22 protein-coding genes are annotated in these 22,565 nt (G+C 65.6%); 8 read left to right on the forward strand and 14 right to left on the reverse strand.

All coding sequences use genetic code 11. The features are described 5' to 3' along the window. Nucleotides 1-41: 41 nt before the first annotated feature. The 13 genes from lpxA to rpsB all read right to left on the reverse strand — a co-directional run bounded on the left by lpxA (nucleotide 42) and on the right by rpsB (nucleotide 13,178). Nucleotides 42-809: an acyl-ACP--UDP-N-acetylglucosamine O-acyltransferase gene (lpxA, locus tag NFG58_RS17710; RefSeq protein WP_045991176.1), complete on the reverse strand. Its 768-nt coding sequence runs from the start codon at nucleotides 807-809 to the stop codon at nucleotides 42-44. Then, a complete protein-coding gene (gene fabZ / locus NFG58_RS17715; RefSeq protein WP_348827080.1) occupies nucleotides 806-1,249 on the reverse strand; it encodes a 3-hydroxyacyl-ACP dehydratase FabZ in 444 nt (147 codons plus the stop codon). Before fabZ ends, lpxA begins: the two co-directional genes overlap by 4 nt. Nucleotides 1,250-1,363: 114 nt before the next feature. After that, nucleotides 1,364-2,404: a UDP-3-O-(3-hydroxymyristoyl)glucosamine N-acyltransferase gene (lpxD, locus tag NFG58_RS17720; RefSeq protein ID WP_045991178.1), complete on the reverse strand. Its 1,041-nt coding sequence runs from the start codon at nucleotides 2,402-2,404 to the stop codon at nucleotides 1,364-1,366. Nucleotides 2,405-2,460: 56 nt separating this feature from the next. Next, nucleotides 2,461-2,967 (reverse strand): OmpH family outer membrane protein, encoded by a 507-nt coding sequence (locus NFG58_RS17725; RefSeq protein WP_222516070.1) that lies wholly within the window; start codon nucleotides 2,965-2,967, stop codon nucleotides 2,461-2,463. Continuing rightward, entirely contained in the window at nucleotides 2,967-5,315 is a 2,349-nt protein-coding gene (bamA, locus tag NFG58_RS17730; RefSeq protein ID WP_181248592.1) for an outer membrane protein assembly factor BamA, read from the reverse strand. Before bamA ends, NFG58_RS17725 begins: the two co-directional genes overlap by 1 nt. A 175-nt stretch (nucleotides 5,316-5,490) precedes the next feature. Next, the gene (gene rseP / locus NFG58_RS17735) at nucleotides 5,491-6,849 is read right to left on the reverse strand and encodes an RIP metalloprotease RseP (protein ID WP_253028477.1); all 1,359 of its coding nucleotides are present in this window, start codon (nucleotides 6,847-6,849) and stop codon (nucleotides 5,491-5,493) included. Nucleotides 6,850-6,946: 97 nt separating this feature from the next. Then, nucleotides 6,947-8,170: a 1-deoxy-D-xylulose-5-phosphate reductoisomerase gene (ispC, locus tag NFG58_RS17740; protein ID WP_108449741.1), complete on the reverse strand. Its 1,224-nt coding sequence runs from the start codon at nucleotides 8,168-8,170 to the stop codon at nucleotides 6,947-6,949. Next, nucleotides 8,167-8,973, reverse strand: a complete 807-nt coding sequence (locus tag NFG58_RS17745; RefSeq protein ID WP_045991182.1) for a phosphatidate cytidylyltransferase — start codon at nucleotides 8,971-8,973, stop codon at nucleotides 8,167-8,169. The genes ispC and NFG58_RS17745 overlap by 4 nt, the downstream gene beginning before the upstream one ends. After that, nucleotides 8,966-9,736, reverse strand: a complete 771-nt coding sequence (gene uppS, locus NFG58_RS17750) for a polyprenyl diphosphate synthase (RefSeq protein ID WP_045991283.1) — start codon at nucleotides 9,734-9,736, stop codon at nucleotides 8,966-8,968. The genes NFG58_RS17745 and uppS overlap by 8 nt, the downstream gene beginning before the upstream one ends. Before the next feature lie 202 nt (nucleotides 9,737-9,938). Then, nucleotides 9,939-10,496: a ribosome recycling factor gene (gene frr / locus NFG58_RS17755; RefSeq protein ID WP_045991183.1), complete on the reverse strand. Its 558-nt coding sequence runs from the start codon at nucleotides 10,494-10,496 to the stop codon at nucleotides 9,939-9,941. A 4-nt stretch (nucleotides 10,497-10,500) separates the two neighbouring features. Then, nucleotides 10,501-11,268 carry a UMP kinase gene (gene pyrH, locus NFG58_RS17760; RefSeq protein ID WP_045991184.1) on the reverse strand — a complete coding sequence of 256 codons (768 nt, stop codon included), beginning with the start codon at nucleotides 11,266-11,268 and terminating at the stop codon, nucleotides 10,501-10,503. A gap of 143 nt (nucleotides 11,269-11,411) precedes the next feature. Then, nucleotides 11,412-12,281 carry a translation elongation factor Ts gene (gene tsf, locus NFG58_RS17765; RefSeq protein ID WP_348827081.1) on the reverse strand — a complete coding sequence of 290 codons (870 nt, stop codon included), beginning with the start codon at nucleotides 12,279-12,281 and terminating at the stop codon, nucleotides 11,412-11,414. A 150-nt stretch (nucleotides 12,282-12,431) separates the two neighbouring features. Beyond that, nucleotides 12,432-13,178 carry a 30S ribosomal protein S2 gene (gene rpsB / locus NFG58_RS17770; RefSeq protein WP_045991186.1) on the reverse strand — a complete coding sequence of 249 codons (747 nt, stop codon included), beginning with the start codon at nucleotides 13,176-13,178 and terminating at the stop codon, nucleotides 12,432-12,434. Between the two features lie 395 nt (nucleotides 13,179-13,573). On the opposite strand from rpsB, the gene map reads away from it, so the two are divergent. From map to NFG58_RS17805, 7 genes are all read left to right on the forward strand, one after another. Further along, entirely contained in the window at nucleotides 13,574-14,365 is a 792-nt protein-coding gene (gene map, locus NFG58_RS17775) for a type I methionyl aminopeptidase (protein WP_045991187.1), read from the forward strand. A 6-nt stretch (nucleotides 14,366-14,371) separates the two neighbouring features. Further along, nucleotides 14,372-17,047 (forward strand): [protein-PII] uridylyltransferase, encoded by a 2,676-nt coding sequence (locus NFG58_RS17780; RefSeq protein WP_108132282.1) that lies wholly within the window; start codon nucleotides 14,372-14,374, stop codon nucleotides 17,045-17,047. 156 nt (nucleotides 17,048-17,203) lie between these two features. Then, nucleotides 17,204-18,400 carry a succinyldiaminopimelate transaminase gene (dapC, locus tag NFG58_RS17785; protein ID WP_348827082.1) on the forward strand — a complete coding sequence of 399 codons (1,197 nt, stop codon included), beginning with the start codon at nucleotides 17,204-17,206 and terminating at the stop codon, nucleotides 18,398-18,400. A 43-nt stretch (nucleotides 18,401-18,443) separates the two neighbouring features. Beyond that, nucleotides 18,444-18,782 (forward strand): arsenate reductase, encoded by a 339-nt coding sequence (locus NFG58_RS17790; protein WP_108132280.1) that lies wholly within the window; start codon nucleotides 18,444-18,446, stop codon nucleotides 18,780-18,782. A gap of 50 nt (nucleotides 18,783-18,832) precedes the next feature. After that, nucleotides 18,833-19,858 carry a 2,3,4,5-tetrahydropyridine-2,6-dicarboxylate N-succinyltransferase gene (gene dapD, locus NFG58_RS17795; protein WP_108132279.1) on the forward strand — a complete coding sequence of 342 codons (1,026 nt, stop codon included), beginning with the start codon at nucleotides 18,833-18,835 and terminating at the stop codon, nucleotides 19,856-19,858. Between the two features lie 45 nt (nucleotides 19,859-19,903). After that, on the forward strand, nucleotides 19,904-21,100 hold the full coding sequence (dapE, locus tag NFG58_RS17800) for a succinyl-diaminopimelate desuccinylase (protein WP_348827083.1): 1,197 nt from the start codon (nucleotides 19,904-19,906) through the stop codon (nucleotides 21,098-21,100). Between the two features lie 4 nt (nucleotides 21,101-21,104). After that, nucleotides 21,105-21,494 (forward strand): hypothetical protein, encoded by a 390-nt coding sequence (locus NFG58_RS17805; RefSeq protein WP_045991193.1) that lies wholly within the window; start codon nucleotides 21,105-21,107, stop codon nucleotides 21,492-21,494. Nucleotides 21,495-21,642: 148 nt separating this feature from the next. Here the strand turns inward: NFG58_RS17805 and NFG58_RS17810 are convergent, their stop codons facing one another. After that, nucleotides 21,643-22,107 (reverse strand): cold shock domain-containing protein, encoded by a 465-nt coding sequence (locus NFG58_RS17810; RefSeq protein ID WP_348827084.1) that lies wholly within the window; start codon nucleotides 22,105-22,107, stop codon nucleotides 21,643-21,645. A gap of 132 nt (nucleotides 22,108-22,239) precedes the next feature. On the opposite strand from NFG58_RS17810, the gene NFG58_RS17815 reads away from it, so the two are divergent. Further along, a complete protein-coding gene (locus NFG58_RS17815) occupies nucleotides 22,240-22,518 on the forward strand; it encodes a SlyX family protein (protein WP_181248591.1) in 279 nt (92 codons plus the stop codon). Nucleotides 22,519-22,565: the final 47 nt, after the last annotated feature.

Genomic DNA, 22,565 nt, shown 5'->3' on the forward strand with positions numbered 1-22,565 from the left:
CGGGCGCCGACCGCCGGCCCGACCGCCGGGCCGACGACTGCCTAGCGGATGATGCCCCGCGAGGACGCCTCGATCGAGGCCACGAAGGCTTCGGTCTCGGCCAGCGAGAAGCGCTGGCGGATCTCGCCGATGGCCTGTTCCACGGTGAGCCCCTGACGGTACACCAGCTTGTAGGACTCGCTGAGGGCACGGATGGCTTCCGTCGCAAAGCCGCGGCGCTTGAGCCCGACCACGTTGAGTCCGTGGGCCTGGGCCGGATTGCCGTTGATCATCACGAAGTCCGGGGTGTCCTTGGTGATGATCGAGCCACCGCCTGCCATGGCGTGGGAGCCGAAACGACAGAACTGATGGATGGCGGATAGCCCGCCAATGATCGCGAAGTCGCCCAGGTGCACGTGGCCCGCCAGGGTGACCTGATTGGCCAGGATGCAGTCGTCGCCGATCACGCAGTCATGGCCGACGTGGACGTAGGCCATGAACAGGTTGCGCGAGCCGATGGTGGTCTCGCTGCGATCCTGAACGGTGCCCCGGTGCAGGGTGACGCCCTCGCGCACGACGTTGTCGTCACCCATCACCAGGCGGGTCGGCTCGCCCTGGTACTTCTTGTCCTGGCAGGCCTCCCCCACCGAGGCAAACTGGAAGATGCGGGTACGCTCGCCCAGCACGGTGGGGCCCTGCACCACGACGTGGGGGCCGATGACCGACCCGGCGCCAATCTCGACGTCTGGGCCGATCACACTGAAGGGCCCCACCTCGACATCGTCGGCCAGGCGGGCGCCGGGGTCTACGATGGCGGTCGGATGTATCAAGCGATCTTCCTCTCGGCACAGATGATGTCGGCCTCACAGGCCAGCTCGCCTTCCACGGTGGCACGGCACTTGAACTTCCAGATACCCCGCTTGGCCCGCTCGACCTCAGCGCGCAGCTCAAGCTTGTCGCCCGGCATCACCGGGCGCTTGAAGCGCACGTTGTCGCTGCCGACCAGGTAGTACACATAGCCATCGGCGGGTAGCTTGTTGACGGTCTTGAAGCCCAGGATACCGCAGGCCTGAGCCAGCGCTTCCACCACCAGCACGCCGGGCATGATCGGGTGGTAGGGGAAGTGACCATTGAAGAACGGCTCGTTGATGCTGACGTTCTTGTAGGCAACGATGGTTTCGCCAAGGGTCAGTTCCGTGACCCGATCCACCAGCAGAAAAGGATAGCGGTGGGGCAGATATTCGCGAATCTCGTTGATGTCCATAACCATCGTAGCGACCTCTGAAATGACAAGAGCCCTTCTCCCTGGAAGGACATGACCGGCGGGGGCCAAGGGCACCATACCGGCAATAGGCGGTGGATTATACCGACCTGTACCCGCCCCTCAAGCCTCGCCGGAGCCTCGCTTCTCCAGACGATTGACCCGCTTGGCGATACTGTCGAGCTGCTTGAAACGCACCGCATTGCGGCGCCACTGACTGTTTTCCATGGCCCCGGTGCCCGAGGAATAGACCCCGGGTTCGAGGATGGAGTTGGTCACCAGGCTCATGCCGGTGACCTGGACGCCGTCGCAGATGGTCAGGTGGCCGGACAGCCCCACTCCGCCACCCAGCATGCAGTGGCGGCCCACCCGGGTGGAACCGGCGATGCCGACACAGCCGGCCAGGGCGCTGTGGTCACCGATGTGCACGTTGTGGGCGATCTGCACCTGGCTGTCGATCTTGACGTCGTTGCCGATCACGGTGTCACCCAGCGCCCCACGGTCGATGCTCGAGCAACTGCCGACCTCGACATCATCGCCGAGCACCGCGCCACCGAGCTGGGCGATCTTGCGCCAACCGCCACCGTCGTGGGCAAAACCGAAGCCATCGCCACCGATCACGCAACCGCTGTGCAAGATGACACGCTTGCCGACGACCACGCCGTGATAGAGGGTGACGTTGGCGTGCAGGAAACCGTCCTCGCCAATCTCGCAGTCCGCCCCGACCACCGAACCGGGCCCGACCACCACACGATCCCCCAGGCGAGCACCTGACTCGATCACCGCATTGGGGCCGATCGAGACGTCGGCACCCAGACTGGCGTCCTCGGCCACCACCGCACTGGGATGGATGCCCGGCTGGTGCGCGTCGGCCTGGGGGTCAAGCATGCGCGAAAGCTCGGCGTAGCCGAGGTAGGGATTGTCCAGCACCAGCGCTGGCACCGGGCAGGCGTCGAGATGGTCGGCGTGAAGCAGCACCGCCGCCGCCCGGGTGGACGGCAGGTCCTTCAGATAGGCGCGATTGGCAAGAAAGCTCACCTGATCGGGGCCGGCGTCCTTGAGCGTCGCCAGGCCAACGATACGTTGGCTGCCGTCACCGTGCAGGCGAGCGCCCAGGCGAGAGGCGATATCGGAGAGGTTTGGCTGTGTACGTGTCGATTTCATGTATGACCGTAATGCGGTGACGACGGAATTCGGGACAGGCGCTGTCGGCGATTCCCTCAGTACGTGTTGAGCAGCCGGGTGACCTCGGCCGTCAGGTCCGGCAGATCACGACCGCTGTGCAGGACACCGTCCGGTGTCACCAGCACCTCGACCTCGTGACGCTCGATGACCTGAGCGACCGCCTGGTCGACCCTGCCTTCCAGGCGACTTATCAAACGCTGTTCGGCTTCCTGGCGAGCCTCGAGGATATCACGTCTGAGGCGATCGAAACGCTGCCCTTTTCGCTGAAATTCCTGAACCCGTGAGGGGCTCGGCTGCCCTTCGGCAGCCGCCAGGTCGTCGGCCAGGGCCTCGAGCTCAAGGCGTAGCGTCTCGGCCTCGCGCTGCCAGGGTGCGACCTGTTGCTGCAGGCTCTGCATGGCACTGCGGGCGGCCTCGGTGTCGAGCACGGCGCGACGCCAGTCGAGCACCGCCACCTGGGACGCCGATGCCGACACCGGGCTGCTCAGTGCAGCGGCCAGCGCCAACCACACCAGCCAGCGGCGACGGCCGCCTGTCCTCATCAGAAGGTCTGACCCAGCGAGAACTGGAACACCTGGGTGTCGTCCTCGTCCTCGTCATTGAGCGGCTCGGCCACGCTGAAGGTCAGGGGACCCACCGGCGTCAGCCAGGAGACGCCCACGCCCACACTGTAGCGTATATCGCTGAATTCCACCCCGGAGTTGCACTTCTTGCGATCCTCGTCCTCGGACAGCACGTCGTAGCACTCGGTGAGGAAGGTGTTACCGGCATCGACGAACAGCGACGGCTGCACCGAGCGCTTGTCCTCGACGAACGGCATCGGGAAGATCAGCTCCATGCTGCCCTCGAGCAGCACGTTACCGCCGAGGGTCTCGTCATCACCGTCCTCACGTTCGGTGGTGAGCTGGCCAAGGGTGTTGTCGGTGAAACCACGCACCGAGCCCAGGCCACCGGCGAGGAAGTTCTCGTAGAACGGATAGGGGTCGCTCGAATTGATGGCATCGGCGTAGCCCAGCTGGCCACTGAACTTCAACGACCAGGTCTGCTCTTCGTTGAACGGGAAGAAGTGCTTGGCCTGGGCCCTGGCCTTGTAGTACTCGGCGTCACTGCCGGGCACCCCGAGTTCCAGCGACAGCCGCTGGTAATTACCCGCCGTCGGCATGATGCCGCGGTTGAGGTCGTTGCGGGTCCAGCTGCCGGTGGCCGACAGGGTACTGGCGTCGTCACCCTCGTCGAGCACGTAACGCTTGATCTCCGACGGGGTGTCATCGTAGGTGTCGATCTCGAGCTTCTCGATGTTGGCGCCGAAGTTCATCCGCGTCAGCTCGTTGATCGGGTAGCCGAAGTTGATCCCGGCACCGAGGGCATCGGTGGAGTAGGTGGAGATGTCGGAATCTTCGTAGTCCGTGGCCCGGTAGTAGAAGTTGTAGCCGCGGGAGATGCCGTCCAGGGTCCAGTAGGGATCGGTGAAGCCGAAGTTGACGCTGGTGTAGGTATCACTCTTCTGGGCGCCGATATTGACCCGGTTGCCGCTACCCAGGAAGTTGTTCTGGGACAGCGAGGCACCGTAGATGACGCCGGCACTCTGGGAGAAGCCGAGACTCGCCGACAGCGAGCCTGAGGGCTGTTCCTCGACGGTGTAGGTGACGTCGAGCTGGTCGCTCTCGCCGGGGACCGGCTCGGTCTGCACCTGCACCTGCTTGAAGAAGCCAAGGCGCTCGAGGCGCTGGCGCGACTGGGAGATGGCCTCGGTGGAGGCAGGCGCGCTCTCCATCTGGATCATCTCGCGGCGCAGCACTTCATCCTTGGTGGTGGTGTTGCCGACGAACTGGATACGCCGTACGTAGGCGCGACGCCCCGGCGCCACCTGGAAGCTCAGGTCCACCGTCTCGCCGTCGCTGCGCACCTCGGGGATACCATTGACCTCGGCGAAGGCAAAGCCCTCCGCACCCAGGCGTGAGCGCATGGCCTCGGAGGACGCCACCACGTCGCTGCGCGAGAAGATATCACCGGATTCGAACTGCAGCAGCTCGCGGGCCTCGGCCTCGGCCACCTTGAGATCACCAACGAAGCTGATGTCGCCGACCCGGTAGCGATTGCCTTCATTGACGTTGATGGTGATGAAGATGCGCGACTTGTCCGGGCTGATCGATACCTGGCTCGAGGTGATCTCGAAGTTCACGTAGCCGCGGTCTAGGTAGTAGGAGCGCAGCCGCTCCAGGTCGCCAGCCAGCGCCTCGCGGGAGTACTCGTCGGCGGAGAACCAGCCGAAGAACAGACCGGGATCGTCCTCGAGCTCGAACTCGTCGAGCAGGATCTCGTCGGAATAGGCTTCATTGCCGACGATGTTGATCTGGCGGATCTTGGCGACCGCACCTTCATTGATGTTGATGTCGACCCGCACCCGGCCCTGGCCCACCGGCGTCAGCTCAGTGTCGATGCGTGCGCTGTAGCGGCCCTGGGACTGGTAGAGGCCTTCCAGCTCACGCTTCATCTCGTCGATGGTCGAAAGCTGCAGCACCTGGCCTTCGCTGATGCCGGCCTGCTTGAGGCCCGCACGCAGGTCCTCGTCGGGAATCTGGGAGTTGCCTTCGATATTCAGCGCCGAGATCGTCGGGCGCTCCTCCACCTGGATGATCAGGACGTCGCCTTCACGGGCCAGCTGGATATCTTCGAACAGTCCGGTGGCAAACAGCTGGCGAGCCGCTTCGGCCAGTTCACTGTCGTCCACTCGATCGCGAGCGTTGACGGGAAAAGCATTGAAGACGGAAGCCGCAGAGACCCGTTGAAGGCCTTCCACGCGAATGTCCGACACGGTGAAAGGGGCCGCGTGCGCCACCTGGGCACAGGCGGTCAAGAGTGTCGCCAATCCGATGGTCTTGATTTTCATGCAGTCGTTTCGCTCGCGTTGAGTCAGCGTACCTGTCCAGACAGGCACCTTATACATTTCTCCGCCTTACTGACAAGTTGGCGGCGGCGTCTCGCTTGGTGACGTCCCCGGCAAAGCGCGATTCACCTGGGCGCTCGTTGTTGCGCACGCACCACGTCGATGGCGGGGGCAACTTCTACCACAAGCGCATCACATCGAAGTACAGGGCCATGATCATCAGGGTGCCCACCAGCGCCAGCCCGACCTTGAGGCCAACGGCCTGGGTGCGCTCGGACACCGGGCGCCCACGTACCGCTTCGACCAGGTAGTACAGCAGATGGCCGCCATCGAGCACCGGAATCGGCAGCAGGTTGAGCACCCCAAGGCTGATCGACAGATAGGCCATGAAGTTGATGAAGCTCTCGAGCCCGGAACGCGCCGTGTCACCGGCGATCCGAGCGATGGTGATGGGCCCGGACAGATTGGTCGGCGAAATCAGGCCGACCACCATCTTGCGCACGGCGTCGAACGTCAGAAGCGTCATCTCGGCGGTACGTGAGGCCGCCTGCCCCACTGCGTCCAGGGGGCCGTAGCGGATTTCCCGCTGGTACTGCTGGGGCCAGTCTACCGGGGCAACGCCGGCACCGATATAGCCGATCTCGCTTCCATCATCCAGCCGGTTGATCCGCGGCGTCAGACTCAGCGCCTTCGACTCGCCGTTGCGCTCGACCTCCAGCGACAGCGTCTGGCCGGGTCGCGCTCTAACCCGCTCGACCAGATCAGGCCAGTCACTCACCGCGCGATCGTCGATACTCAGCACACGATCACCGGCTTGCAACCCTGCCTCGGCCGCGGGCTCCCCTTCCATCACCTGGCCGATGACGGCAGGCATGTCGGGACGCCAGGGGGCGATACCGAGCGTTGCCAGCGGCGCGGGCGGGTCCTGCCCCACCAGCCAGTTCTCGACCGGCGCGCGATAGCTGCGGGAGGCACTCGAGCCCTCCTCGCGGGCCTCGATCTCCAGGCTGCCACTGGCGCCGATGGCCGCCACCAGCTTGAGATTGACCTCGTCCCAGGAGCGCACCGTCTCGCCACCGATGGCGGTCAGCTCCATCCCCGACTCTAGGCCCGCTTCGGCCGCCGGCGTCTGCGGGGTGACGTCACCCACCACCGGCACCACCGTGGTAGTCCCGGCGACGAACAGCGCCCAGTAGGCCACCAGTGCCAGCAGGAAGTTGGCCAGCGGGCCCGCCGCAACGATGGCCATGCGGGCCCACACCGACTTGCGATTGAACGCCTGATCGAGCTGGTTCTCGGGCACCTCGCCTTCGCGCTCATCGAGCATCTTGACGTAGCCGCCCAGCGGAATCGCGGCGATGGCGAATTCGGTGCCATGGCGATCGAAACGCGACCACAGCGGGCTACCGAAACCCACCGAGAAACGCAGCACCTTGACCCCGCAACGCCGCGCCACCCAGAAGTGACCGAACTCATGGAAGGTGACCAGCAGGCCGAGTACGACGATCACGGCCAGAATATTTTGAATCAGGCCCACGCAAGCCTCCTTGGCTGTATCACGACGGCCGCCGTCGCCGCCGCTTCCCAGGCTCCGGCAGCGCCAAAGGCAAAAGGTTCAACCGGGTGCGCGATCATCACAACGCCTCCAGCCAGGCACGGGCACGCGCGCGGGCGTCATGGTCGGCGGCGAGTACCGCCTCCAGATCATCGGCACCACCACCGGGGGCACCTGCGCGCACCGCCTCGACCAGCCGGGGGATCTCGGTGAACCCAAGCCGCCCGTCGAGAAAGGCCTCGACCGCCACCTCATTGGCAGCGTTGAGTACCGCCGGCTGCAGCCCACCCTCGTCCATCGCCTCACGGGCCAACCGCAGGCACGGAAAGGCGGCCTCGTCGGCGGGTTCGAAGTCGAGCCTGGCCACCTGAAACAGGTCCAGCGCCTCGACCCCGGCCTCGATCCGCTCGGGCCAGGCCAGACCGTAGGCGATGGGGGTGCGCATATCGGGATTGCCGAGCTGCGCCAGCACCGAGCCATCGCTGTAGGCGGCCATGGAATGGATCACGCTCTGGGGGTGCACCACCACCTGGATCTGCTCGGGGCGGGCGTCGAACAGCCAGCAGGCCTCGATCAGTTCCAGCCCCTTGTTCATCAGGGTGGCGCTGTCCACCGAGATCTTGCGCCCCATGGACCAGTTGGGGTGGGCGCAGGCCTCATCCGGGGTCACCCGGGCCAGCCGCTCGGCATCAAAGCCACGAAACGGCCCGCCCGAGGCGGTCAGCAGCAGCTGAGTCACGCCGTGGCGCCCGAGTCCCCCACGATGCTGGCCAGGCAGACACTGGAAGATCGCATTGTGCTCGGAGTCGATGGGCAGCAGCGCCGCACCACTTTGCTCCACCGCTTTCATGAACAGGGCCCCGGACATCACCAGGGCCTCCTTATTGGCCAGCAGCACGCGCTTGCCGGCCCGCACCGCCGCCAGCGTCGGCAACAGGCCCGCCGCGCCGACGATGGCCGCCATCACCACCTCGGCCTCGGGGGCGCTCGCCACCTCGGCCAGAGCCGCTTCGCCGTGACGCACCTCGGTGGCAAGCCCGGCCTCTTTCAGCTGCGTGGCCAGCCAGTCGGCGTCGGTCGGCGTGCCGAGCACCGCCACGTCGGGACGATGGGTCAGGCACTGACGATAGAGGGCCTCGCGGGAGCGATGGGCGGTGAGAGCGTGGACCCGATAGCGGTCGGGGTGGCGGGCGATGACGTCCAGGGTACTGGTCCCGATGGAGCCGGTCGCACCGAGCACCGAGACGCCCTTGATGGTGGTCGAGGAGGTTTGGGACGAGGCAGAAACTGCAGATGCCGTCATGCTTGCACCAGCCAGGTAAAGAACAGGGCGAACACCGGGACCGCCGCGGTAAGACTGTCGATGCGATCGAGCACCCCGCCGTGCCCCGGCAACAGCGCGCTGGAGTCCTTGAGGCCGCGATGGCGCTTGAGCATACTCTCGAGCAGATCGCCGAGCACCGACACCAGGGTCACGCCGAGGGTCAACGCCACCAGCGCCAGACCGGCCGACAGCGACAGCTGCTGCCACAGCGCGAACACCAGCGCCAGCGCAGCGGTGACCGCCATGCCCCCATAGACGCCCTCCCAGGACTTGCCGGGGCTGACGTTGGGTGCCAGCTTGCGCCGCCCCAGGGCACGCCCGACAAAGTAGGCGCCGATGTCGGCACCCCACACCAGCAGCAGCACGAACAGAAGCCAGGCGCTACCGCTCTCGCGCAGCAGATTGAAGCCGACCCAGGTCGGCAGCAGCACCCAGGCTCCCATGGCCAGGCGCATCGCCCGCGAGGACCACTGATGGCTGCGCCCAGGATGACCGAGCACCCACCACAGATTCAGCGCCCAGCCCAGCGCGCCAATGACCAGCGGCCACAGCGCCAGGTGCTGGCCGAAATGCCACAGCAGCGCCATGCCAAGGGCCAGCACCAGCGGTGGCAGCAGGCGCGAGGCCCCGCGCTCGAGCCCCGCCAGATTGGCCCACTCCCAGCCCGCCAGCACCACGATGGCGGCGGTGAACAGGGCGAAGGGGCCGCCCTCCAGACCGAACAGCCCGGCCAGCGCCAGCGGCGCCAGCCAGGCTGCGGTGATGATCCGCTGTCTAAGCACCCTGGGCCTCGAGCTGTTCGTCGGTCATGCCGAAGCGGCGCTTGCGCCGGCAGAAATCCTCCAGGGCGTCATCGAAGGCCTCGCCATCGAAGTCCGGCCACAGGACGGGCGTGAAGTACAGCTCGGCGTAGGCCAGCTGCCACAACAGGAAGTTCGAGATGCGCCGCTCACCGCTGGTGCGAATGCACAGATCCACCGGCGCGGCGTCACTCAGACTGACCTGATCGGCCAGCGCCTGCTCGTCGATGGCGCCGGGGTCGAGCTCGCCGGCGGCCACTCGCTCGGCCAACCGCCGCGCAGCCCGGGCGATGTCCCACTGACCACCGTAGTTGGCGGCGATCACCAGGCGCAGCCCCTGGTTGTCGCAGGTCAGCCGCTCGGCCTCTTCGATGCGCTTCTGGATGGCCGAGGAAAACCCCGAGGTATCGCCGATCACCGACAGCCGGATGTCATGCTCGTGCAGCTTCTTGACCTCACGCTTGAGCGCCATCAGGAACAGTTCCATCAAGGCGTTGACCTCGGCCGCCGGGCGCTTCCAGTTCTCGCTGGAGAAGGCGAACAGCGTCAGCGTCTCGATACGGCGCTCAGCCGCCCGACGAATGACGGCCCTGACCGCCTCCACGCCGGCGTGGTGTCCACGCACTCCTGACAGGCCGCGCGCCTTGGCCCAGCGATTGTTGCCGTCCATGATCACCGCCACATGGCGAGGCAGGCTCGCGGTCGGCGGTAACGGGCGGAGTTCGGGAGACGGCGTTGACTTCATGGTGTCTCGCATGACGGTTGAATCAGGCCCCGAGGCATCCCTGACCCGGGGAGTCCAGACAGTATGACCGATGGCGGGGTCGGCAGGGATCGCTGAACGACGTAGTACCCAGCGGCCGACCGGCCACGCCAGGCGTGACCGGTCGGTATCGCGCCCCCTCCCGGCCGCACAGGCAGGCCGGTACGGGTATCGCCAGGGCGCCTCAGACCTGCATCAGGTCCTCTTCCTTGGCGGTCAGGGTCTTGTCGATCTCGGCGACAAAGCGATCGGTGATCTTCTGGATCTCGTCCTCGCCCTGACGCTCCTCGTCCTCGGAGATATCCTTGTCCTTGAGCAGCGCCTTGAGGTCGTTGTTGGCGTCACGACGCACGTTGCGAATCGCCACCCGGGCGTTCTCGGCCTCCTGACGCGCCTGCTTGATGTAGCCCTTGCGGGTCTCCTCGGTCAGCATCGGCATCGGCACGCGGATCACGTTGCCGGCAGACGCCGGGTTGAGGCCCAGGTCGGAGGTCATGATGGCCTTCTCGACCTTCGGCACCATGCTCTGCTCCCAGGGCACCACGGCCAGGGTGCGGGCGTCCTCGACGTTGACAGAGGCCACCTGGTTGAGCGGCATCATGGAACCGTAGTATTCGACCTGCACCGCGTCCAGAATGCTGGGATGAGCACGACCGGTACGAATCTTGTTCAGGTTGTGATGCAGCGACTCGACGGTCTTCTGCATTCTTGCTTCTGCGTCTTTCTTGATCTCGTTGATCACGATGTCACCCTCTGTGAATCAGCGTGCCTTCCTTGCCGCCCACCACCAGGTTGAGCAGGGCGCCAGGCTTGTTCATGTTGAAGACCCGGACCGGCATGTCATGGTCCCGCACCAGGCAAATCGCGGTCAAATCCATCACCCCGAGCTTCTGATCGAGGGCGTCATCATAGGACAGTTCGTCGTACTTCACGGCATCGTCGAACTTGACCGGATCCTTGTTGTAGACGCCGTCCACCTTGGTGGCCTTGACCACCACGTCGGCGTCGATCTCGATACCGCGCAGACAGGCGGCGGAATCGGTGGTGAAGAAGGGATTGCCGGTACCGGCGGAGAACAGTACCACGTCACCGGAGGTCAGGTAGCGAATCGCCGTGCGCCGATCGTAGTGCTCCACCACGCCGCTCATGGGAATGGCCGACATCACTCGCGAACGGATGTTCGAGCGCTCCAGCGCATCACGCATGGCCAGGGCGTTCATCACCGTGGCCAGCATCCCCATGTGGTCACCGGTCACGCGCTCCATGCCGGCCTCGTGCAGGGCGGCACCGCGGAACAGGTTGCCGCCACCGACCACGATACCGACCTGGACACCGATACCGACCAGTTGCCCGATCTCCAGCGCCATGCGGTCCAGTACCTTGGGGTCGATGCCAAAGTCGGCATCCCCGGTCAACGCCTCACCCGAGAGCTTCAGCAGGATGCGCTTGTACTTCGACACCGCGGCACGGGGCTTCTCGGACTTGGACAGGGGGGAAGAATCGACGCTGCTCATGGCATTTCTCCGCTTTGGGCTTGACTGGGTCGGGTGGCGGTCGGTCAGGCCGCGAGACACCCACCGCTGACGCATACACGAAGGCGTGCGCTTTCGCGCACGCCATCATTACACTGTGCAGGCACAGTTTGGAACCTTGGACCTTAGCTACGCTTGGCCTGTTCCATGACTTCCTTGGCGAAGTCGACCTCTTCCTTCTCGATGCCCTCGCCCACTTCAAAGCGAGTGAAGCCGACCACTTCACCACCGGCGGCCTTGACGAACTCGGCCACGCTCTGGTTCGGGTCCTTGACGAAGGGCTGCTCGGTCAGGCTGTTCTCGGCCAGGTACTTCTTCAGACGGCCCTGGACCATCTTCTCGGCGATCTGCTCAGGCTTGCCGGCCATGTCCGGCTGAGCCAGGATGATGGCCTTTTCCTCGTCGAGGGCTTCCTGAGGCATGTCCTCGGGACGGGCCACGGCCGGGTTGATCGCGGCGACGTGCATGGACACGTCCTTGGCGGCTTCCTGGGTACCGCCCTTGAGCTCGGTCAGCACGCCGATACGGCCACCGTGCACATAGGCACCCACCAGGTTGCCTTCAGCGGCGTCGACGACGACGGCACGGCGCACGCCGATGTTCTCGCCAATCTTCTGCACCAGCTGCTCGCGGGCGGTTTCCAGCTCGCCTTCGGTCACCGCGGCCACGTCGTCGCTCTTGGCGGCGAAGAAGGCGTCGGCGATCTTGTCGGCGAAGGCCTTGAAGTTGTCGTCACGGGCAACGAAGTCGGTCTCGGAGTTGATCTCGACCATCACACCGTAGGCACCGTCTTCGGCCACACGAGTGACGACGACGCCTTCAGCGGCGGTACGACCGGCCTTCTTGGCGGCCTTGAGACCGGAGTTCTTGCGCAGATCCTCGATGGCCTGCTCGATGTCACCGCCGGCTTCGGTGAGTGCCTTCTTGCACTCCATCATGCCGAGCCCGGTACGCTCGCGCAGTTCCTTGACCTGGGAGGCGCTGATAGCTGCCATGGTATTCACCTCTAAATGGTTCGACCTGGGTGTCGGAGAGACCCTCGGTATTACCGCGGGCCTGAAGTAGAGAAAAGGGGGCCACGGCCCCCTTTGCGCCTGTCCGGCGTGGATCGCTCGCGCGATCGGCTGGCCCAGGCGGGCCGAAGCTTACTCGGCAGCGGCAGCGGCGGCGTCGCCTTCGCTGTCGGTCACTTCGACGAACTCATCGGGGCGACCTTCCTTCGCACGGCCACAGGCATCGGCGATGGCCTTGACGTAGATCTGGATGGCGCGGATGGAGTCATCGTTGCCCGGGATCACGTAGTCGACGCCGTCCGGATCGGAGTTGGTGTCGACCACACCGATGACCGGAATGCCCAGCTTGTTCGCCTCGTTGATGGCGATGCGCTCGTGGTCGACGTCGATCACGAACAGTGCGTCCGGCAGGCCGCCCATGTCCTTGATACCGCCGATGGAACGCTCGAGCTTGTCCTGCTCGCGGGTGGCCATCAGGACTTCTTTCTTGGTCAGCTTCTCGAAGGTGCCATCTTCGTGCATGGTTTCGAGTTCGCGCAGACGCTTGATGGACTGACGAATGGTCTTGTAGTTCGTCAGCATGCCGCCGAGCCAGCGGTGGTTGACGAACGGCTGACTCACACGGTTCGCTTCTTCCTTGATGATCTTGCTCGCGCTACGCTTGGTACCGACGAACAGGATCTTGTTGTTGGAAGCGGCCATCTTCTCGACCACATCGATCGCCTCGTTGAGCGCCGGAAGGGTATGCTCGAGGTTGATGATGTGAATCTTGTTACGAGCGCCGAAGATGAACTTGCCCATCTTCGGGTTCCAGTAACGGGTCTGGTGACCGAAGTGTGCGCCTGCCTTGAGCAGGTCACGCATATTGACGTGTGCCATGGATGACTCCTGAAAAATCGGGTTAGGCCTCCACGCACCCCATGGATCCGACCAGAGGTTTCCCTCAGGCACCCGGGACCATGTGTCGGTGCGTGTGTGTTTTCAAGGCGCGAGGCTCCGTCATGGAGACCTCTTCTACTGTTTGTCGCTCGCCAGCGGGCTATCCCGTTGCAGGCGATCGCAAGACCAGGGTCTCGACGAAAACACCAGCAAGGAACGGCGATTGCAGGAAAGCGCGCAGCTTTATACCATGGATGACCTTCGAATTGAAGTCGCCCAACGTCTCGCGCACCTCGACGCGTCCCTCCCCGGAGTCGCCGCGGTCATCGTCGCCGCGAGCCAGCGACTCGGCTCAGCCGCCTGCGCCGGGGCGACACCACCCAGACCGAGATCCCATGAACGTACCCATCAAGACGCCCGAAGAAATCGAGAAGATGCGCGAAGCCGGCCGCCAGGCCGCCAGTGTGCTGGAGATGATCGCCCCCCACGTGGAAGCCGGCGTCAGCACAGGCCACCTGGACAAGCTGTGCCACGACTACATCGTCAACGAGCTCGGCTCCACCCCGGCGCCGCTCAACTATCACGGCTTTCCCAAGTCGATCTGCACCTCGATCAACCACGTGGTCTGCCACGGCATCCCCGACGACAGCAAGAAGCTGAAGAAGGGTGACATCATGAACATGGACATCACCGTAAGGACCGCCGACGGCTACCACGGTGACTCCAGCGTGATGTTCATCATCGGCGAGACCATCCAGGGCGAGCGGCTGTGCCGGGTCACCCAGGAGTGCCTCTACCGCAGCATGGCGCTGGTGCGCCCTGGTGCCCGCCTGTCGGAGCTGGCCCGGGCCATCGAGAGCCACGCCAAGGCCAACGGCTATTCGGTGGTGCGTGACTTCTGCGGCCACGGCATCGGCGCCGGCTTCCACGAGGACCCCCAGGTACTGCACTATGACGGCTACGCCCCCGAGGCGGATATCGAACTGGCCGCCGGCATGTGCTTCACCATCGAACCGATGATCAACGTCGGCGACCATCGCACCAAGGTACTGCGCGATGGCTGGACCGCCGTGACCAAGGACAAGGGGCTGACCGCCCAGTGGGAGCACACCCTGCTGGTGACCGAGACGGGGGTCGAGGTGCTGACCGCCCGTTCCGACGAAGACCTGTCCTTCCTCGAGCGCTGAGAGCCCATGCTGCTGCACCACTATCGCTTCGCACCGGAATTCGAGCTGTTCGACTTCGACGACTTCGCTCGCCAGCTCGAGGGCCAGCGCTCCCCCATCGCGCCCTTCAAGGGCGCGCTCAAGGAGATCCAGTCGCGGCTGGACGAGCGCTTCCTCGGCGGCGCCGACATCCGCGACCTGGTGCGAGGACGGGCCTGGTGCCTGGACCAGCTGCTGGCGCTGGCCTGGGCGCGCCAGCCAGGCCTGGACGATGGTGTAGCGCTACTGGCGGTGGGTGGCTACGGCCGCGGTGAGCTGCATCCTCATTCGGACATCGACCTGATGTTCCTGCTCGAGGACGATGACGACACGCCCTACCGCGAGCCGCTGACCGCCTTCATCACCTTCCTGTGGGACATCGGTCTCGAGATCGGCCACAGCGTGCGCTCGCTCAACGACTGCGAGCGCGAGGCGAAGGCCGACGTCACCGTCATCACCAATCTGCTCGAGTCACGCACCCTGGCCGGCCGCGAGGCCCTGCGCCAGGCCATGCGCGAGCGCCTGTCCGGTGAGCGCATGTGGCCGGCAGACCGCTTCTTCGAGGCCAAGTGGCAGGAGCAGATCACCCGCCACTACCGCTTCAACAACTCCGAGTATCACCTCGAACCGAACATCAAGAGCTCCCCCGGGGGGCTTCGCGATATCCAGATGATCGGCTGGGTGGCCAAGCGCCACTTCGATACCGAGTCCTACGAGGACGTGGTCGCCAAGGGCTTCATGAACGATGCCGAGCACCGCATCCTGAGCCAGGGCCAGGCCTTCCTGTGGCAGGTCCGCTACGCCCTGCACATGCTCACCGGACGCGCCGAGGATCGGCTGCTGTTCGACCATCAGAACACCATCGCCGAGCTGTTCGGCTACCGCGACAGTCCCGAGCGCCTGGCGGTGGAACAGTTCATGAAGCGCTACTACCGCCATGTCACCGCCCTGGCCGGGCTCAACGACATGCTGCTGCAGCACTTCGACGAACAGATCCTGAGGCCCGACACCCCGATCAGCGTGACCCCGCTGAACGAGCGTTTCGAGATCGCCGGCGGCTACATCCAGGTGCGCTCGCGAACCCTGTTCCGCGACCAGCCGGCGGCGCTGCTCGAGCTGTTCTACCTGATGGCCGAGCACCCCGAGATCGAAGGCGTACGCGCCGACACCATCCGCCTGATCCGCGACCATCGCCACCTGATGGACGACCGCTACCGCAACGACCCGCGTCACCAGGCGCTGTTCATGGCGCTACTGCGCTCCGGTGGCAATGTCGCCCGCCAGCTGCGCCGGATGAATCGCTACGGGGTGCTGGGCAAGTATCTGCCGGCCTTCGGCCAGGCGGTCGGCCTGATGCAGCACGATCTGTTCCATATCTACACCGTGGACGCCCACACCCTGCGCCTGCTGAAGTGCCTGCACGGCTTCCGCAAGCCCGAGGCGAAGAAGGAGTTCCCGGTGGCGGCGACCCTGATTCACCAGGCGCCGAAGATGGAGATCCTGTGGATCGCCGGGCTGTTCCACGACATCGGCAAGGGCCGCGGCGGCGATCATTCGCTGATCGGCGCCCGCGAGGTCGAGGACTTCGCCGAACGCCACGGGCTCAGCCAGCGTGATACCCGACTGGTCAGCTGGCTGGTGGAAAACCACCTGCTGATGTCGATGATCGCCCAGAAGCGCGACATCACCGACCCCGAGGTGATCCGCGACTTCGCCGCCAGCGTCGGCGACGAGACCCGCCTGGACTACCTGTACATCCTCACCGTGGCCGACATTACCGCGACCAATCCCACCCTGTGGAATGGCTGGCGCGCCTCGCTGATGCGCCAGCTCCACGCCGAGACCCGGCGGGCACTGCGGCGTGGCCTCGAGAACCCGCTGGAGCGCGCCGACTGGGTCCGCGAGACCCGCGAGGAGGCGCACTCGCTGCTGGCCACGATCGGCGCCGACATGGCGCGGGTCGACGCCCTGTGGGAGTCGCTCGGCGAGGACTTCTTCCTGCAGTACGCCTCCAGCGAGGTGGTGTGGCAGACCCAGGGCATGCTGGCCCACGCCGGCAGCGAGCTGCCGCTGATCCTGATCAACGCGCCCACCGACGACATGGCCGAGGGCGGGACCAAGGTATTTATCCATACCCGTTCGGTGGATGACCTGTTCGCCGCCACCGCCGCCGCCATGGAGCAGCTCGGGCTGTCGATCCACGACGCGCGCATCGCCACCTCGCTCAATGACTGGACGCTGAACACCTTTATCGTGCTCGATGACCACGACAAGCCGATCCGCGACGCCAGCCGCCTCGAGGAGATTCGCCGCCACCTGGTCGAAGAACTCGACGACCCGGACGACTACCCGACCATCGTCACCCGCCACACCCCGCGCCAGCTCAAGCACTTCAAGGTGGCCACCCAGGTGGCCATCGAACAGGACCCGGGTGGCGAGCGCACCCTGCTGGAGCTGACCGCACCGGACCGGCCCGGCCTGCTGGCTCGGGTCGGCAGTATCTTCATGGAGCAGGGCATCACCCTGTCGGCGGCGAAGATCGCGACCCTCGGCGAGCGCGTCGAGGACGTCTTCTACGTCACCGACCGCGAAGGCCGACCGATCACCGACCCCGAGCGCCAGCAGCAGTTGCGCGAACGGCTGATCGACGTCCTCAGTGTCTAGCGGCCCCGCCGAGCTGAGCTGAATCACACAGCAGGCAAGGCGCGTCGATTTGAGGCTGGTACGCCCCTTCCCTATAATCGATGCCCGGTCGCGCCCCGCGCCGACGGCACCCACTCCCGTGATGACAACGACGCCCCAAGGGCGCGCCTGGACCCCATGAACCCTGATCTCGACGCCTTGCAACCCTACCCCTTCGAGCGCCTGGCGGCGCTGAAGGCGGACCTGACGCCACCAGCCGACCTCGCCCATCGTCCGCTGACCATCGGCGAGCCACAGCATGCGCCCTACCAGGCGGCACTCGACGCCCTGGTCCGACATCAGCATGACTTCGCCCGCTATCCGGCCATCGCCGGACTGCCCGAGCTGCGTCAGGCCATCGCCGACTGGGCCAGTAGCCGCTTCGGCCTGGACGGGCTCGACGCCGAGCACCAGGTGCTGCCGGTCAACGGTACCCGCGAGGCCATCTTCGCCTTCGTCCAGGCCTGTCTCGATCGCTCACGCCCGGCGCGGGTGGCGGTGCCCAACCCCTTCTACCAGATCTATGAAGGCGCCGCCCTGCTGGCCGGCGGCACCCCGCTGTACCTCGACTGCCGTGCCGACAACGACTTCCGCCCGGATTTCTCGGCCGTCGACGCCGACACCTGGCGCCAGGTACAGCTGGTGTTCTTGTGTTCGCCGGGCAACCCCACCGGCGCGGTGACCCCGATCGAAGAGTTCCAGCAGTTGATCGCCCTGGCCGACGAGCACGACTTCATCATCGCCTCCGACGAGTGCTACTCGGAGCTGTACCTGGATGAGCAGGCTCCCCCACCGGGACTGTTGCAGGCCGCCGCCGCCATGGGGCGCCACGACTATCACCGCTGCCTGGTGTTCCACTCGCTGTCCAAGCGTTCGAACCTGCCGGGGCTACGCTCGGGCTTCGTCGCAGGCGACGCCGAGCTGATCAGCCGCTTTCGTCGCTACCGCACCTACCACGGCTGCGCCATGGCACTGCCGATCCAGCAGGCCTCGATCGCCGCCTGGTCCGACGAAGCCCACGTGCGCGACAACCGAGACGCCTACCGCGCCAAGTTCGCCGCGGTCACCGAGATCCTCGCACCGGTGATGGACTTTCCCGCCCCCGAGGCTAGCTTTTATCTGTGGCCAGCGGTCCCCGACGGTGACGACGCCGCCTTCACCAGGCGACTCTACGCCGAGGCCCACGTCAGCGTCCTGCCGGGCAGCTACATGGGCAGAACCGGCAGCGACGGCACCAACCCGGGCGCCGGTCGGCTGAGACTGGCACTGGTGGACGAACTGGCCCCCACTCGGGAAGCGGCCGAGCGCATCCGCGACCTGCTCGCACGCGGCTGATCCCGACCGACGCCACGACCAACGAACATTGAGGACGGGCCCCATGCTGACGCTCTACGTGATCAAGAACTGCGATACCTGCCGCAAGGCCCAGAAGGCGCTGGACGGCAGCGGCCACCCCTACCAGGTCCATGACCTGCGCGCCGATGGCGTATCGGCGGCGCTGCTCGAGCACTTCCTCGAGTCGGTGCCGGTGCTGACCCTGCTCAACAAGCGCAGCACCACCTGGCGCCAGCTACCTGACGACGACAAGAACGACGTCGACGCCAACAAGGCCCGCGAATTGATGCTCGCCAACCCGACCCTGATCAAGCGCCCGCTGCTCGACACCGGCGACGACATCCTGGTCGGCTATCGCGACGGCGACTACGACGACCTCTAATTTTTCGCCCCTCTTTGCGAATTCCAGTACCTACGAAAAGGACATACGGCATGCACAGCTTTGCACTCGGCATCGGCACCCAGAACACCCAGGGCGACTGGCTCGAGGTCTACTACCCGGCGCCGCTGCTCGCCCCCGACGCCAGCCTGGTAGAGGCCGCCGCCCGGGTACTCGACGCGCCCCAGGGCACCGCCGCCGTCAGCTTCCTGCCGGAACACTGCCAGGCCCTGGCCGACGCCCTGCGCGACGCCGGCCACCCGGAGCAGGCCGAACTGGCCGCCAGCCTCAGCGCCAGCCAGCGTCCGCTGGTGGCGACCTTCATCAGTGAGGACCTGCCGCCCCAGAGCGCCCCGGAGGTCTACCTCAAGCTGCACCTGCTGTCCCATCGCCTGGTCAAGCCGCACCAGCTCGACCTCACCGGCATGTTCGGTCTGCTGCGCAATATTGCCTGGAGCAGCGAAGGCGCCATCGACATCATCGAGCTGCCGGCACGCCGCCTCAAGGCCCGCCTGGAAGGTCGCACCCTGTCGGTGGACTGTGTCGACAAGTTCCCCAAGATGACCGACTACGTGGTGCCCAATGGCGTGCGCATCGCCGACACCGCACGGGTGCGTCTGGGCGCCTACCTGGGCGAGGGCACCACGGTGATGCACGAGGGCTTCGTCAACTTCAACGCCGGCACCGAAGGCCCGGGCATGATCGAGGGCCGTATCTCGGCCGGCGTGGTGGTCGGCAAGGGCTCCGACCTGGGCGGTGGCTGTTCCACCATGGGTACCCTGTCAGGTGGCGGCAACATCATCATCTCGGTGGGTGAAGGCTGCCTGATCGGCGCCAACGCCGGTATCGGTATCCCGCTGGGCGACCGCTGCACCGTCGAGGCCGGGCTCTACATCACCGCCGGCGCCAAGGTCACCCTGCTCGATGACCAGGGCCAGGAAGTACGCACCCTGGCGGCCCGCGAACTGGCCGGCCAGGACGATCTGCTGCTGCGTCGCAACTCGACCAACGGCCGTATCGAGTGCCTGACCAACAAGAGCGCCATCGCCCTCAACGAAGCGCTGCACGCCCACAATTGATCCCGAGCGCGGCGGCCCTGGCCGCCGCCTTTCTTCGAGACCGCTATGCCGACTACCGACTTGCCTGCACCGACCGACGCCCCCGCGACCACCGAGACACTCTCGCCCACCCTGGAGCTTGCCCTCGAGCTGTTGCGGCGTCCTTCGGTAACCCCGGACGACATGGGCTGCCAGGCGCTGATGATCGAACGCCTCGAGCGCCTGGGCTTCAACGTCGAGTCGCTGCCCTTCGGCGAAGTGGAAAACTTCTGGGCGGTGCACGGCCACCACGGCCCGGTACTGGCCTTCGCCGGCCACACCGACGTGGTACCCACCGGGCCCGAGCACCAATGGCAGACCCCGCCCTTTGCCCCGATCATCGATGATGACGGCATGCTGCGCGGTCGTGGCGCCGCCGACATGAAAGGCAGCCTGGCCGCCATGGTCACGGCGGTGGAACGCTTTGTCAGCGCCCACCCCGATCACCCCGGACGCATCGCCTTTCTGATCACCGCCGACGAGGAAGGCCCGGCGGTGGACGGCACTCGTGCGGTGGTCGAGCACCTGCGCGAGCGCAACGAACGCCTCGACTACTGCATCGTCGGCGAGCCTTCCTCCACCGAGCGCCTGGGCGACGTGATCAAGAACGGCCGGCGCGGCTCGCTGGGCGGCGTGCTCAAGGTCCGCGGCATCCAGGGCCACGTGGCCTATCCTCACCTGGCGCGTAACCCGATTCACCAGATCGCGCCGGCGCTGGACGCCCTCGCCAACGAACACTGGGATGCCGGCAACGACTGCTTTCCTGCCACCAGCTTCCAGATCTCGAACCTGCGCGCCGGCACCGGTGCCACCAATGTGATCCCGGGCGAGGTCGAGGCCACCTTCAACTTCCGTTTCTCCACCGAGACCACCGATGCCGACTTGCGCGAGCGCACCGAGGCCATCCTGCGTGGCTTCGACCTGGACTTCGAGATCGACTGGACGCTCAACGGCCAGCCCTTCCTGACCCGCGAAGGGGCGCTGGTCGACGCCGCCGTGGCCGGCGTCCGCGACGTCACCGGCACCACCCCGGTGCTGTCCACCTCCGGCGGTACTTCCGACGGTCGCTTCATCGCCACCCTAGGCGCCCAGGTGGTGGAACTTGGCCCGCTCAACGCCACCATCCACAAGGTCGACGAGCGCGTGCGCGCCGCGGACCTGGATGACCTGAGCCGGGTCTACGAAGCCATCCTGACGCGGCTGTTCGCCGACGCAAGGAGCTGAAGTGATGACCGAGCGCTACCCGGATATCGAGATCTATCTTGGCGAGGCCAGCGCCGAGCGCATCGGCGAGTGGCTCGGCGCCACCCTGAATGCCCCGCCGCTGACCCCCTGCGGCAAGCTCAAGTGGCGCACCGAAGGTCACCTCGATGGTGCCGACATTCCCGTGTTGCTGGTCGGCAAGGCCGCCGATGGCTTCGCCAGCCTGTGGCTCGACAGCGGCCAGTCCCCCTGGCCCACCGACGCCGACTTCGCCAGGGCCGCCGCCCTGGCGCTGGACTGCGAGGTGCGCTGCTCGCTGGGCGGCTGGCAGCCCGGCGACGACCCCGACCGTTTCCTGCAGGTGTTACCCGACGGCAGCGAATCGGCCATCGACTGGCCCGACTCGGGACACTGACGAGGCGCTCCCAGCTGGGCCCTGACAAGGGTCCTGCAACGGGCGCAGAGCCAGGCACTGAAACGGGCGCGGAGGCAGACCCGCGGCGCCACAAACGACAACGCCCCGCACTAGGCGGGGCGTCGTGGCAATGGCGAGAGCATCGCGCTCAGGTGATGACGGTGACGTCGTCGGCCTGCAGGCCACGCTCGTTCTCGATCACGTAGTAGCGTACTCTCTGGCCTTCGGCCAGGGTGCGATGGCCCCGGCCGCGGATGGCACGGAAGTGAACAAAGACGTCCTCGCCCCCGTCACGGGTGATGAAGCCGTAGCCCTTGTTGACATTGAACCACTTGACCTCGCCGATCTCGCGATCGTCATCCTCGACCTCGGCCAGGTTGACCAGCCTTGGCGTCAGGGCATTGAGGGCCAGGGTGGCTACCAGCAACACGCCAAAGACCGCTCCGGCAGCGGCAAGGTAGCCATGCAGCAGTGCCTCCTCGGCGATGGCGCCGTGCAACTCCTCGACGGACAGCCCGGTCACCAGGCTGACGGCAAGAGCAATCAGCAGCGGTGCAGCCGCGGCCAACAGCAGACTGATCACACAACAACGAACGAATACCCTTTTTTTCATGGACGTGAAAAACTCTCTTCTTATGGTGAAAACAGGTGGAATGACCATGGGATCCGCGGCCATGCACGATACACAGACGAGATCCTTCCGCCACGACTTCTCGAAAAAAGCCCAAGGCAGGCAGTTGACACGATGAACAGTGACACACCGCAACATGAGTCTATCACGGGTATTGACAAGTCGTCCGCCGATCTAGCAAAGCGTGTCGAAGAACTGGAGAGCCGTCTGGCCTACCAGGAACACTGGCTGGACAGCCTGGACGCCACCATCGCCGGCCAGGAGCGCCGAATGATGGAGCTGGAACGCATCAATCGCCTGATGCAGGAAAGGCTACGCGAACTGGCGGCCAGCAACGACCGCGGACTGGGCGATGCCCCCGGCCCCGAGGACGAGTTGCCGCCACACTATTGAGGCGCGGCCCGGCGGACAGGACAGTACTGCTCCGCCGCTGCCCCCCC

Origin of the sequence: Halomonas sp. RT37, assembly GCF_040070525.1 — a bacterium.
Lineage (GTDB): Bacteria > Pseudomonadota > Gammaproteobacteria > Pseudomonadales > Halomonadaceae > Halomonas > Halomonas litopenaei.